The organism is Thioclava kandeliae, from assembly GCF_040297545.1.
GTDB lineage: Bacteria > Pseudomonadota > Alphaproteobacteria > Rhodobacterales > Rhodobacteraceae > Thioclava > Thioclava kandeliae.
In genome coordinates, this window is sequence record NZ_JAYWLC010000002.1 from 336,527 (window position 1) to 349,866 (window position 13,340).

The 13,340-nt window shown below is 61.6% G+C and carries 13 protein-coding genes; 3 read left to right on the top strand and 10 right to left on the bottom strand.

The genetic code is table 11. The annotated features are described in order from the left end of the window. Positions 1-46: 46 nt before the first annotated feature. The gene (locus VSX56_RS04315; protein WP_339113409.1) at positions 47-382 is read right to left on the bottom strand and encodes a carboxymuconolactone decarboxylase family protein; all 336 of its coding nucleotides are present in this window, start codon (positions 380-382) and stop codon (positions 47-49) included. 168 nt (positions 383-550) lie between these two features. Here VSX56_RS04315 and VSX56_RS04320 point away from each other — a divergent pair, with 168 nt between their 5' ends. Beyond that, positions 551-973, top strand: coding sequence for a hypothetical protein (locus VSX56_RS04320; protein ID WP_350935087.1), 423 nt, complete (start codon positions 551-553; stop codon positions 971-973). Between the two features lie 61 nt (positions 974-1,034). Here the strand turns inward: VSX56_RS04320 and carB are convergent, their stop codons facing one another. Further along, positions 1,035-4,367 (bottom strand): carbamoyl-phosphate synthase large subunit, encoded by a 3,333-nt coding sequence (gene carB / locus VSX56_RS04325; protein ID WP_350935089.1) that lies wholly within the window; start codon positions 4,365-4,367, stop codon positions 1,035-1,037. 206 nt (positions 4,368-4,573) lie between these two features. Continuing rightward, positions 4,574-5,884 carry a class I SAM-dependent methyltransferase gene (locus tag VSX56_RS04330; RefSeq protein WP_339113406.1) on the bottom strand — a complete coding sequence of 437 codons (1,311 nt, stop codon included), beginning with the start codon at positions 5,882-5,884 and terminating at the stop codon, positions 4,574-4,576. 398 nt (positions 5,885-6,282) lie between these two features. On the opposite strand from VSX56_RS04330, the gene aspS reads away from it, so the two are divergent. Then, complete coding sequence (gene aspS, locus VSX56_RS04335) at positions 6,283-8,058, top strand: aspartate--tRNA ligase (RefSeq protein ID WP_339113405.1); 1,776 nt, start codon at positions 6,283-6,285, stop codon at positions 8,056-8,058. A 62-nt stretch (positions 8,059-8,120) separates the two neighbouring features. On the opposite strand, the gene VSX56_RS04340 is transcribed toward aspS, so the two are convergent. The 3 genes from VSX56_RS04340 to mce are packed head-to-tail and all read right to left on the bottom strand — an operon-like array spanning position 8,121 to position 9,005. Further along, positions 8,121-8,297: a YqaE/Pmp3 family membrane protein gene (locus VSX56_RS04340; protein ID WP_339113404.1), complete on the bottom strand. Its 177-nt coding sequence runs from the start codon at positions 8,295-8,297 to the stop codon at positions 8,121-8,123. 55 nt (positions 8,298-8,352) lie between these two features. Next, positions 8,353-8,601 carry a DUF167 domain-containing protein gene (locus tag VSX56_RS04345; RefSeq protein WP_339113403.1) on the bottom strand — a complete coding sequence of 83 codons (249 nt, stop codon included), beginning with the start codon at positions 8,599-8,601 and terminating at the stop codon, positions 8,353-8,355. Next, on the bottom strand, positions 8,601-9,005 hold the full coding sequence (gene mce, locus VSX56_RS04350; protein ID WP_339113402.1) for a methylmalonyl-CoA epimerase: 405 nt from the start codon (positions 9,003-9,005) through the stop codon (positions 8,601-8,603). The genes VSX56_RS04345 and mce overlap by 1 nt, the downstream gene beginning before the upstream one ends. A gap of 170 nt (positions 9,006-9,175) precedes the next feature. On the opposite strand from mce, the gene VSX56_RS04355 reads away from it, so the two are divergent. After that, positions 9,176-9,886, top strand: a complete 711-nt coding sequence (locus VSX56_RS04355; RefSeq protein WP_339113401.1) for a response regulator — start codon at positions 9,176-9,178, stop codon at positions 9,884-9,886. Positions 9,887-9,888: 2 nt separating this feature from the next. Here the strand turns inward: VSX56_RS04355 and VSX56_RS04360 are convergent, their stop codons facing one another. From VSX56_RS04360 to VSX56_RS04375, 4 genes are all read right to left on the bottom strand, one after another. Continuing rightward, the gene (locus tag VSX56_RS04360; RefSeq protein ID WP_350935097.1) at positions 9,889-10,602 is read right to left on the bottom strand and encodes a GNAT family N-acetyltransferase; all 714 of its coding nucleotides are present in this window, start codon (positions 10,600-10,602) and stop codon (positions 9,889-9,891) included. 70 nt (positions 10,603-10,672) lie between these two features. Further along, a complete protein-coding gene (locus VSX56_RS04365) occupies positions 10,673-11,089 on the bottom strand; it encodes a DUF1489 family protein (RefSeq protein ID WP_339113399.1) in 417 nt (138 codons plus the stop codon). A gap of 64 nt (positions 11,090-11,153) precedes the next feature. Continuing rightward, complete coding sequence (locus VSX56_RS04370; RefSeq protein ID WP_350935099.1) at positions 11,154-12,608, bottom strand: sensor histidine kinase; 1,455 nt, start codon at positions 12,606-12,608, stop codon at positions 11,154-11,156. Then, positions 12,605-13,330: a response regulator transcription factor gene (locus tag VSX56_RS04375; RefSeq protein WP_350935101.1), complete on the bottom strand. Its 726-nt coding sequence runs from the start codon at positions 13,328-13,330 to the stop codon at positions 12,605-12,607. Before VSX56_RS04375 ends, VSX56_RS04370 begins: the two co-directional genes overlap by 4 nt. Between the last annotated feature and the right edge of the window lie 10 nt (positions 13,331-13,340).

Here is a 13,340-nt window from a genome sequence, read left to right on the forward strand (position 1 = left end):
CATCCCCTGTGAAGGGCGGACATTAATCATATATCGCCGATGCGCATTATTTCGCGAATTCGTCCCATGCCGCGAGTGCATGGCCCGAATACATCACACCCGGACCGCCACTCATCTGGATCGCGACACCGAGAATATCGCCCAGTTCCTCACGCGTGCCGCCGGCTTTGCGGAAGGACTCAACATGCAGGAGGATGCAGGGTTCGCAACGCTGGACAATGGCCATGCCCAGTGCCAGCATCTCTTTCTGTTTCCTGTCAAGAACGCCCGCGCCTTCGACATTTTCAGAGAGCGTCCCGAAACCCTGCATCGCCTCGGGAATGGCTTGGACTATGCTGCGCAGCTCCCCGCGCACGGTCGATATCTTGTCTGTATAGCTCATGATGCACCTCACATATTGCATCATGAATATGGCATGTTGAGGCCCTCACTGCGTTGACCTGAGTCAAATGTATATTTTCTAATTTGGAAACGACGATGGATTTGTAAATCAATTGTCCACCAATCCGGCGCAATCTTGGCGATAGAGGAGAGAGCATGGGAGACACGGATGATTGTGCGACTGGCAGTGATGATACTGGTTCTGGCGAGTGCGACGGGCGCTCGCGCGCAGGGTGATCGCACGCAGCAACTTGTGGGCTGCCTCGATGTGCTCTCGGCCTATAGCAGCTGGCTCGAACACGTAGAGGCGATGCGGATGCCCGGCATCTCGAGCGGGTTCTATGGCAATACTGCCCGCGAAATGGCGCGGATCGATAACGGGCGTTACCTGTTACTGACGGATCTCTCCCGCAGCCAGAGCCGCGAGCAGATGGCGATCTATTTCGACACGCTCGCGACACCGCGCGATGGCGGTTGGATCCTGCTCGCCCCCGAGGACTTTGCTGCGGTAGGGCAGGATATGCGCCACCGCGTCACGCTTTGCGGAGCCATTTTTTTGAGGGAGCAGCGCGAGGCGGCACTGGCCCGATGAAACCGGCCCAATGAAAAAGGCGGCACCAGAGTGCCGCCTTCCTATACCATGTCCTGACGGGTCAGGCCTGTAGCGAGCGCACGATAACATCGCCCTCGGCGCGGCTCTTCATCGCAGCGACAGCTGCGATCGACCCTGCGGCGGTGGTGAAATACGGGATGTGGTCATAGAGCGCGACCGAACGGATTTCACGGGAATCCGAAATCGACTGGTTGCCCTCGGTCGTGTTGAACACGAGTGCGATCTCGCCATTTTTCATGCGGTCCACGATGTTCGGACGGCCTTCATAGACCTTGTTGACCAGCTCCGCTTCAACGCCTTTCTCGGCCAGCCATTTGGCGGTGCCGCGGGTGGCGATAACGGTGAAGCCCATCGAGATGAGATCCTTGGCGGCATCGGCCAGATCTTCCGACTTATCGGCATCCTTGATCGAGATGAATACGCGGCCTTCGACCGGCAGCTGCGTCCCGGCACCCATTTGCGCTTTCAGGAAGGCGCGCGGGAAGTTGCGGTCCCAGCCCATGACCTCGCCGGTCGAGCGCATCTCCGGACCAAGCAGCGTGTCCACACCCGGGAAACGGGCGAAGGGCAGGACCGCTTCTTTCACCGAATACCAAGGGGTAATCGGGTCGGCCAAGGTCATCTCGTCGGCATAGGGCAGGTCGTCTTCGGGGCCGGCATCCGCCGGATAGGGCGCACGCTCGGGGAAGGCCGACATCGGCTCGCCCGCCATCAGGCGCGCCGCGATCGACGCAATCGCCGAGTCGGTTGCTTTGGCCACGAAGGGCACCGTGCGCGAGGCGCGCGGATTGACTTCGAGCACATAGATCACGCCGTCCTTGATCGCGAACTGGACGTTCATCAGACCTTTGACGTTCAGACCAAGCGCAAGCTTGACGGTTTGCTCCTTCAGCTCGGCGATCATCTCTTTCGAGAGCGAATAGGGGGGCAGCGAGCAGGCCGAGTCGCCCGAGTGGACGCCTGCTTCCTCGATATGCTGCATGATCCCCGCAACATGGACGGTCTCGCCATCCGACAGCGCGTCGACATCGATCTCGATAGCGCCGGTCAGATAGCTGTCGAGCAGCACGGGGCTATCACCCGACACCACCACGGCATTGTTGATATAGCGCTTGAGGCTTTCCAGATCGCGCACGATTTCCATCGCGCGGCCACCCAGAACATAGGACGGGCGGATCACCAGCGGATAGCCCACACGGCCTGCGATCTCGTAGGCTTCGGCTTCCGAATGCGCGATGCCGTTGACCGGCTGTTTCAGGCCCAGATCGTTCAGCAGCGCCTGGAACCGCTCGCGGTCTTCGGCCAGATCGATGGCATCCGGCGTGGTGCCAAGGATCGGAACACCTTCTGCTTCGAGCGCATTGGCCAGTTTCAGCGGCGTCTGGCCACCGAACTGCACGATCACGCCGTGCAGAGTGCCCTTGTCCTGTTCGACGCGCAGGATCTCGAGCACATGTTCGAGCGTCAGCGGTTCGAAATAGAGACGGTCCGAAGTGTCATAGTCGGTCGAGACGGTCTCGGGGTTGCAGTTGACCATGATGGTCTCGTAGCCCGCATCCGACAGCGCGAAACACGCATGGCAGCAGCAATAATCGAACTCGATGCCCTGACCGATCCGGTTCGGGCCGCCGCCCAGAATAACCACTTTCTTGCGGTCGGACGGGCGTGCCTCGCATTCCACATCGCCCATCGCGGGCGCTTCATAGGTGGAATACATATAGGGGGTCTGGGCCTCGAACTCGGCCGCGCAGGTATCGATGCGCTTGAAGGCCGCAACGACGCCCAGATTGCGGCGGGCGCGACGGACCTGACCTTCGGTGCGGCCGGTCAGGCGGGCAAGGCGGGCATCGGTGAAGCCCATCATCTTGATCTTGCGCAGACCTTTTTCGTCCATGGGCAGGCCGTGCTTGCGGATCTCAGCCTCGGCGTCGATGATCTCGCGGATACGGTCGAGGAACCACGGATCGAAAGCGGTGGCCGCGATGATCTCGTCATTGGTCAGGCCGTGGCGCATGGCCTGCGCGATCAACAGCAGACGGTCTGGGGTCTGTTTGGAGATTTCCTTGACCACAGCGGCTTTATCAGGGGCGCCGGGGATCTCGATTTCGTCGAAGCCCGACAGACCGGTCTCCAGCGAGGCTAGTGCCTTTTGCAGCGATTCCTGGAAGGTCCGGCCAATCGCCATTGCTTCGCCTACCGATTTCATTGCGGTGGTCAGCGACGGCTCGGAGCCCGGGAATTTCTCGAAGGCGAAACGCGGGATCTTGGTGACGACGTAATCGATGGTCGGCTCGAAGGAAGCCGGCGTGACCTTGGTGATGTCGTTATCCAGCTCGTCGAGCGTATAGCCCACAGCCAGTTTGGCTGCGACCTTGGCGATCGGGAAGCCGGTGGCCTTGGAGGCCAGCGCCGAGGAACGCGACACGCGCGGGTTCATCTCGATCACAACCATACGGCCATCGGCGGGATTGACCGCCCATTGCACGTTCGAGCCGCCGGTTTCCACACCGATCTCGCGCAGGACGTTGATCGAGTGGGTCCGCATCAGCTGGTATTCTTTATCGGTCAGCGTCAGGGCAGGGGCGATGGTGATACTGTCGCCGGTATGCACGCCCATCGGGTCGATATTCTCGATGGCGCAGACGATGATCGCGTTATCCGCCTTGTCGCGGACCACTTCCATCTCGAATTCTTTCCAGCCCAGAAGGCTTTCATCCACGAGGATCTGCGCCACAGGCGAGGCATCCAGACCCGAGCGGCAGATGCGTTCGTAATCATCGCGGTTATAGGCCACGCCGCCGCCGGTGCCGCCCATGGTGAAAGCAGGACGGATAATTGCCGGAAGGCCGATGTTTTCCAGCTCACCCAAGGCGATCTGCACACCCGCATTGATGTCGAACTTGCCGTTCTCTTTTTTGGGGGCGGTGACGATGGTCGCGCGCGGGTTCTCGATGCCGAGGCGGTCCATCGCCTCGCGGAACAGTTTGCGGTCCTCGGCCATCTCGATGGCCTCGCGGTTGGCGCCGATCAGCTCGACATTGAACTTTTCGAGCACACCCATATCGGCAAGGGCCAGTGCGGTATTCAGGCCGGTCTGGCCACCCATGGTCGGCAGGATCGCATCGGGGCGTTCCTTCTCGACGATCTTGGCGACAACCTCGGGGGTGATCGGCTCGATATAGGTGGCATCGGCCATGTGAGGGTCGGTCATGATCGTGGCAGGGTTCGAGTTCACCAGAATGACCCGGTAGCCCTCTTCGCGCAGAGCCTTACAGGCTTGGGCGCCCGAATAGTCAAACTCGCAAGCTTGCCCGATGATGATGGGCCCTGCACCGATAATGAGGATGGACTTGATGTCAGTTCTCTTCGGCATGGTGCGGTTCCTTCGATTCGGCGCATAACAAAGGGCGCGGGCCTTGGCGGCCTCACGCAAATTGGTGCGGGTTATAGTCAGACTACGCCTCGGCGCAAGTCCTGATCTGGCGCGCGGCGGAGGTTAGACGCAAAAGCCCTGCCTAAATATTAGGCAGGGCATAAACTTTGTCCGAAGGGTCAAAATCCGCAATCTCTACGGGGGTCTCATTCGGCGGCGTGACGAACCTCCTCCCGGAGTTCGGCGTCTTGCGCCTGACCGTTCTGCATCGCAGCAGCAGTGAACGGGGCTACCGCGCGGGTCGGCTCGATGGGGGCGTCATACATATAATCACGGGTCAGCGGCGCATCCTCGACCTTATGGGTCAACTGGTACTGAAACACGACCTGACCGCCGTAGCGGAAGGTCATTTCCGATGCGATCAGATAGTAACGCCACATCCGCGTGAAGGTCTCGTCATAAATGCCTGCGGCGCGGGCCTCGTTGGCCTCGAACCGTTTGCGCCAGTGCAGGAGGGTTTCGGCATAGTGGTTGCGCCAAACCTCCAGATCGGAGACCACGAGGTTCTCGTGTTCGATGGCGGCCGAGGATTCCGACATGGCGGGGCAATAACCACCCGGGAAGATATATTTTGTGATCCAGTTCGAAGTGGTGCCAGGAGGGGTGACCCGACCGATGAAGTGGATGAGCGAGATGCCTTCGGGGTTCAGCATCTGGCGCACATGGCGGAAATATTCGCGATAATGCGGCACGCCCACATGCTCGAACATTCCGACAGACACGATGCGGTCGAATTTTTCCTCGACCTTGCGGTAATCGGTCAGGCGGATATCGACCAGATGCTCGAGCCCCGCCTCCTTCACACGCCGCCGGGCCAGACCGAACTGCTCGCGCGACAAAGTGACGCCCACCACTTTCGCGCCGTAATCGCGCGCGAGCGTCAGCGCCATGCCCCCCCAGCCACATCCGATATCGAGCACGGTCATGCCCGGTTCGATGCGCAGCTTGCGGGCGATATGGTGTTTCTTGGCCGATTGCGCCTCTTCCAGCGTCATGTCGGGGCGGGTGAAATAGGCGCAGCTATATTGCCGGTCCTCATCGAGGAAAAGGTCATAGAGCTTGCCGGACAGATCGTAGTGATGGGCGACATTCTGTTGCGCGCGATTGACCGGATTGAACTGGCTGAGCGAACGCCCGAGGAATTGCAGGATATTGAGCGGCTTCTCGAACCAGGGAAGCCCTTCTCGGTTGAGATTGAGGATCAGGGTCTTCAGGAAATTCGGAAGATCGTCATCCTCGATGGTGAAATCGCCGTTCATATAGCCTTCGCCCACACCCATATCGGGGTTCATGACGATATGGCGCGACAGATCAGGGCTTTTGATCTGTATCCTGACCGGTTTGCCGGTGCCATCCCCGTAGAGGCGGGTGGTGCCATCGTGGTAAGTGATTTCCAGAACGCCACGATGCATCATGTGGCGGACGATCTGATCCATCATGCGGTCCCAAAGCGTCATGATCGTACCCCTCTAACTGTCTCAAACAAGTTAATGGCCGGAATGAGTGGGCGGCCGTCGGCGGGGCATGAATTTTCCCCGCAGTTTCCTTAACAACTGAAATTAATTGTTAGCGCCCTATGGAAATGAATCGAGGGGATGGGTTGTGTGCTGGTGCAGAATCCAGTGGGCCTATCGGCACAAACCGCCAAAAAATCGGCTTTTGACGTAATTTTAAGCGCGGCTCGGGCCGCTCTGGCTCAAAGGACGCGCGGAACCGGATGCCTAAAGCCAGCCCTTTGCGGGCTCCGGAGCGTTCCGGCCTTGACTTTCCGGCCCCCAGAATGTGTATCGGCGCAAAGCTGAAAGCCCATGTTTCATGGGCCGATTTCGCGAGCCTAAACACTGAGGGAAGCCACATGCACGCCTATCGTTCCCATAATTGCGCCGGTCTGAGCGCAGCCAATGCCGGTGAAACCGTCCGTCTGTCGGGCTGGGTGCATCGGGTCCGCGATCATGGTGGCGTGCTGTTCATCGACCTGCGCGACCATTACGGCATGACGCAGGTCCTATGCGATGGCGACAGCCCTGCCTTCAAGGCGCTGGAAAAAGTGCGCTCGGAATGGGTGATCCGTATCGACGGCACCGTGAAGCTGCGCGATGCCTCGCTCGTCAATCCCAAAATCCCGACTGGCGAGATCGAGGTCTATGTCCGCGATATCGAAGTGCTGGGCGAGGCTGCCGAGCTGCCGCTTCCGGTCTTCGGCGAGCAGGAATATCCCGAGGAAACGCGCCTGACCTACCGCTTCCTCGACCTGCGCCGCGAGAAGCTGCATAACAACATGATGCTGCGCTCCAACGTTGTGCGCAGCCTGCGGAACCGTATGTGGGACGCAAACTTCAACGAATTCCAGACGCCGATTATCACCGCCTCGAGCCCCGAAGGCGCGCGCGACTTCCTCGTGCCCTCGCGTCTGCACCCGGGCAAATTCTACGCGCTGCCGCAGGCGCCGCAGCAGTTCAAACAGCTGATCATGGTCGCGGGCTTCGACCGTTACTTCCAGATCGCGCCCTGCTTCCGTGACGAGGATCCGCGCGCCGACCGCTCGCCCACCGATTTCTACCAGCTCGATGTCGAGATGTCCTTTGTAAGCCAGGAAGACGTGTTTGCCGCCGTGCAGCCCGTCATTCAGGGCGTGTTCGAGGAGTTCGGTAAGGGCAAGGCCGTTGACGGCAACTGGCCGCTGATCGCTTATAAGGACGCTCTGCTGAAATACGGCTCCGACAAGCCCGACCTGCGCAACCCGATCGAGATGCAGGTCGTGTCCGAGCATTTCGCAGGCTCGGGCTTCGCGATCTTCGCGAAACTCCTCGAGCAGGACGGCACCGAGATCCGCGCCATCCCCGCGCCGACCGGCGGCTCGCGCAAGTTCTGCGACCGTATGAACAAATTCGCGCAGGAGCAGGGCCTGCCTGGCATGGGCTATATCTTCTGGCGCAAGGCCGAGGATGGCTCGGTCGAGGCCGCCGGTCCGCTGGCGAAGAACATCGGCCCCGAGCGCACCGAAGCGATCCGCACCCAGCTGGGTCTGGGCGAGGGCGATGCGGCCTTCTTCCTTGGTGGTAAGCCCGAGAGCTTTGAGGGCGTAGCGGGCCGTGCCCGCAATGTCATCGGTGAAGAACTGGGCCTGACCCAGAAGGATTGCTTCAAATTCGCCTGGATCGTCGATTTCCCGATGTACGAGAAAGACGACGAGGGCAAGATCGACTTCAGCCACAACCCCTTCTCGATGCCGCAGGGCGGGCTGGAGGCGCTTGATGGCGATCCGCTCGAGGTGCTGGGCTACCAGTATGACCTTGCCTGCAACGGCTACGAGCTGATCTCGGGTGCGATCCGGAACCACGATCTGGCGACCATGTATAAGGCCTTCGAGATTGCGGGCTATGGTCATGACGAAGTTGAGAAGCGCTTTGGCGGTATGGTCAAGGCATTCAAATACGGCGCTCCGCCCCACGGTGGTTGTGCAGCCGGTATCGACCGGATCGTGATGCTTCTGGCCGAAGAGCAGAATATCCGCGAGGTCATCATGTTCCCGATGAACCAGCGCGCCGAAGATCTGATGATGAGCGCACCGTCGGAGCCGATGAACGAGCAGCTACGCGAGCTGAACCTGCGCGTGATCCCGCAGGACTGAGCCTTGCGTCAGATACGGAAAGGGCCCCGTTTCGGGGCCCTTTTTCGTTATCGCTTCATAGCTTACACATGCGCGGCTTTGGGTTCGCGGGCGATCACCCAGACGGCGTGGACGATACCCGGAATATAGCCGAAGATCGTCAGCAGGATGTTGATCCAGAAATGTTTGCCAAGGCCTACCTGCAGGAACACGCCCAGTGGCGGCAGGATGATGGCGAAGATGATGCGGATGAGGTCCATGTCGTTTCCTCCGTTGATTTGGACAAGAAACAACGGCGCGCGGGAAAAGGTTCCCTCAATCCAGCCGAAAGACCTTCTGGCGGCTGGTCTGCCCACGCACAAGCGTCAACCGCGATTTGGCCACGCCTAGCGATTTGGCCAGCAGTTTGGTGACGGCGGCATTGGCCTTGCCATCCTCGGGCACGGTGGTGACATAGGCGCGCAACCCGTCCTCGGCCAGCACGATGGCATTGCGCGAGGCTTTGGGCGTCACGCGCAGGTCTACCTCGGCTCCGCTGGCAAAGAGGTCCGCGATGGTGTCCATCACACCTGTTCCAGCTCGATCAGGCAACCGTTGAAGTCCTTGGGGTGCAGGAACAGGACGGGTTTGCCATGGGCGCCGATCTTCGGCTCGCCCGTGCCCAGCACCCGCGCGCCCTCGGCCTTGAGCCGGTCACGCGCGGCAAGGATGTCCTCGACCTCGAAACACATATGGTGGATGCCGCCCGAGGGGTTCTTCTCCAGAAAGCCGGTGATCGGGCTGTTCTCCCCCAGCGGATAAAGCAGTTCGATCTTGGTATTGGGCAGTTCGATGAAGACGACCGTCACTCCGTGATCGGGCTCGTCCTGCGGGGCGCCCACGGTGGCGCCGAGCGTTCCGCGATACTGGGCACTGGCCGCCTCCAGATCGGGTACCGCGATGGCTACATGGTTAAGTCGACCGATCATCCCGCGTCCTCCTCTGCGCCCAGTCTGATGGGCAAAACGCCTGAAAGAGACGTTGCACCCCTTTGGCCGCGGGGTCAATTGCTCGATCGCGTTGGGAAATTAACCGACTGTTCACTCTATCTCGGCTTAACTCTCTATAGACGCCGATTCACCTGACTGTGGAGACCGAGATGAGTGATGACCTTGCCGGCCTTATCGGCCAGCGCCCCGCAAATGCGTCCCGCCCGCTTCTGGGGCTGACGATTCTGGTTGTCGAGGACAGCCGTTACGCATCCGAGGCGATGCGGCTTCTATGTTTGCGTTCAGGGGCGCGGATCCGCCGTGCGGATTGCCTGCGCTCGGCACATCGCCATCTGCGGACCTACCGCCCTTCGGTGGTGATCGTCGATCTGGGTCTGCCCGATGGCTGTGGCGATGATCTGATCCGCGAAATCAAGAACTCCGACCAATCGTTGCCGGTGGTGCTGGGAACTTCGGGCGATACGGGGATGGAGGCGCTGGCCCTTGCGGCTGGGGCCGACGGGTTCCTGCCCAAGCCTGTGGAAAGTCTCGCGCTTTTCCAGCAGGCCGTGCTGTCTGTCCTGCCGCCGAGCGAACGGCCGAAGACTCCAATGGCGCTGAACGACGCCATGATCAGTCCCGATCCGATTGCGCTGCGCGATGATCTCAACCTTATGGCCGAAGTGCTGTCAGGCGCGCAGGATGCGGCCTCTCTTGGCTATGTCTGCCAGTTCCTGAGCGGTGTGGCCCGGTCCGCGCGAGATGATGCGCTCGAGGACGCCGCGAGTGCCCTAGGGCGCGAGGGCGGGCCATCCAGCGCCGATATCTCGCGCCTGTCGGGTATGGTGCAGGAACGTCTGGCGGCGGGCAGCGCCTTCTGATCTTAGCCGGCAAGCTGCGGGTCGGACGAGACCCGCACAAGGCGCGTCAGATCGGATAGCCTCTCGATCTGGTTGCCTTCCGCGTCGAAATTCTTGGGGTCGAGCCATGCCGAATAGGCCTCACGCAGGGCGGGCCAGTCCTTGTCGGTGGCGGCAAACCATGCGGTATCGCGGTTGCGCCCCTTGTAATGGGTGGCCTGCCGGAAGGTGCCCTCGTAGCTGAGGCCCAGCCGTTGCGCCGCACGGCGCGAGGGGAGGTTGCAAGCGTCGCATTTCCACTCGAAACGGCGATAGCCCGCATTGAAAGCCCATTCGATCATGCGGATGAACCCCTCGCTCGCGGCGCGGCTGCGCTGGAGCTGTGCGCCCAGTGTGATAAAGCCCAGTTCGATGGTGCCGATGGCGGGCGATATCCGCAAAAAGCTCTGCATTCCCGCGGCATGGCCGGTAACAGGGTCGATCACCGCATAGAATAGCGGGTCCTTTGATGCGATCTGCTCATTGATCCAGCGGATAAAAGCGGTCTCGGCATGGAATGGGCCGACCGGCATGTAATCCCACAGCTCGTCATGGTTTTCGGCCAATGCCGCATAGAGATCATGGGTATGGGTCGAGGACAGGCGCTCCAGACGCATATACGTTCCCTCGATCCGCTCCGGTCCCGGAGCAGGAGGGGCAACCCAATCGCCAAGTGGCGCACCAAAGGATTTCTGCATGGTCTCTCCCGCATTTTGCGGAACGCTAGCGGGAGTTTGCCGAGCTGGCAATGCGCATCTTGTGCAGGAGTTAGCGCAGGCCCAGTTCGGCCAGCGCGCTCATCAGCTCGCGCGGCAGAGGATCCTCGCGGGTGCGGCCAGCGGGCAGGTCTTTGGGCGCATCCTCCGGTTTGAGATAGCGCCAGCCCTGGAAGGGACGGCGGGTCAACGCCTCCGTGCGGATGATTTCGCGGTCGAGCACGATGGCGCAGCGGGTGATGCCGTCGGCCCCCACGCGCTCCTCCAGCCCGATCACCTTCTGGCGTGCCAGAACCGCGCCCTTGAACACCCAATAGAGCGAACCGCCCTCCAGCACCTCTTCGGCACGTTTGGGCCACATACGGGTGACGTGTTCGGCGGGGCCTGTGCCAAAGCGCGCCTCCTGCCAATTCGCAAGATCCTCGACCTTCTCGGCGCCGACGCAGAGTTTGATGAGATGTTGGGGCATGGGCAAGCGTTCCGACTGTATCTGGTAGGTCTGATATAGGATAGGCGGCTGTGTGTGCAACCGCTCAGGCCCCGCGTGCGAGCGTCAGGGTGACCCGCAGCCCCAGCGGCCCCTGAGCAAAAGCCAGGTGGCCATTATGGCTTTCGGCCACCGTTGCGGCAATGGTCAGGCCCAGCCCGTGGCCCGAAACCTGCGCGTCCTGCCCGCCACGCTCGAACGGGACGGTGAGGGCGGCCATCAGTTCGGGGCGCGCCGTGCCGCCCTCATCCTCGACGACGATGCGCGCCTCGCGGGAATCCGCTTCAAGGCGCAGATGTGCGCGATGGCCGTATTTCAGGGCATTCTCGACAAGGTTAGAGATCGCGCGTTGCAGCGCCATTGGCCGTGCGGTGACCAGAACCGGCCTGTCGCCCAGATGGAAATGCCCGATCCGTCGGGAGAACAGGGTCTGTCCGCCGGTGCTTTCGAGCTCGGCCATCGGGGCTAGATCGACGGGCTGGCCGGAATCGCGATAATTATCGGCCAGCGCCTCGACCAATGCGCTCAGGCTCAGTTGGCGCGGTGCTTCGATATCCAGCTCCGAGCGGGTATAGGCCAATACCCCGTCGATCATTTCGCTCATTCGTTCGATATCGGCGCTCAGCCTGTCGCGCAGCTGGGCATCCTCGATAAGGGCCGCGCGCAGCCGCAACCGCGTGGCGGGTGCGCCCAAATCGTGGCTGACCCCCGACAGCACCATCAACCGTTTGGCGAGCCGCTGTTTTTCCGTCACCAGATGCTGGTTGACGGCGGTGACGATCGCCGCCAGCTCGGCCGGCCCCTCGTTTTCGTAACTATCGGGACCGCCCTGTATCCGGCGCAGGCCCAGCTGTGTGCCGAAATCGCCAAACCGCTGCGCCACGCGCCCCGAGGTAATGAGGAGCGCCAGCAGCGCGAAGCCTCCGAGCCCGAGCGCCAGCAGCCGGTTGTCACGCGGAGTGGCCGCGCAGCTCCAGATTTCATGGCCTTCGAGGCGGTACCATTGCCCGTCCGAGGCCCGCATGATCACGAGGGGGGCGCCGCAATAGGTGGCCAGCAGCTTCGTGACCTGCCCGAACATCTGTGCCGCCGTGACTTCCGGCCCGCTTTTCAGCCGCGCGACCGGGTAGGTCAGATCGGGCGACAGCACCTCGATCACGGTCTGGGGCGCGTTGGTGCCGGTGGGATGGAGGCCGGGGACGGGGATATGGGTGATACGGGCGGGGCGGGGTACACCGGCCAGCGAGAGAAACTGCCCCGCCTCGGCCAGCAGCGCCTGATCGGGGGGCAGGCGGGTGGCATCGAGGCCAAGAGGCCTGTCGGTGCCGCTTTCAATGGCGGCAAAAAGCAGCTGGCCTGTCAGATCCGCCTGCGCCAGATGGGCTCGCCATGCGCTCTGGCTCTGCACCCAGAGCACCGCTGCCAGCGCACCGGCCAGAAACCCCGTCACGATCCAGAACGCCGACATGGCCTTCAGGCTGGGATGGCGGAACGCGCTCATTCCGCCTCGCGGGTGACATCGCAGGCCAGCACATAGCCGATGCCGCGTTCGGTGCGCAAAAGCGTGGGCGCTTTGGGGTTGCGCTCGATCTTCGAGCGGAGCCGCCCGACCAGCACATCGATGGCCCGCCCTGCGCCATCGGCATCGGGCTGGTCGCTGAGCGCTGCGGCGATCTCCTCGCGCGAGAGCGGGATGCGCGGATTGGCCAGTAGTGTTTTCAAAAGCGCGGTCTCGCGGGTCGAGAGGATCACCTGATAGCCGTCGGGGGCGTGGACCTCGTCACGCTGCCCGTCATAACGCCAGCCGTCAAAATGCCAGATACCGCTCGAGCGGCGATAGCTGAGCGAAGGAGTGCGCCGGACACGCCTCAGCACTGCCTTCACCCGCGCGATCAGCAGATCGGGGTTGAAGGGCTTGGCGATATAGTCATCGGCCCCCACCTCGTAGCCCGCCATGCGCTGGTGATCCGCCGACAGCGCCGAGACCAATATGATCGGCAGCTCCAGCTCGCCGCGCAGACGGGCGCAGATCTCCACACCGTTCTCGTCGGCCAGCATCACATCCAGAAGGATCAGATCGACGCGATGCGTCTGCATATGAGCGCGGATCTCGGCCTCGGTGCTGGCCGGATGGGCGGCAAATCCGTTACGCTGCAGGAAGGTCACCATCATCTGCTGCATATCGGCATCATCATCGACGACCAGAAGATGCGGTATCGCCATGGTTGTTCCT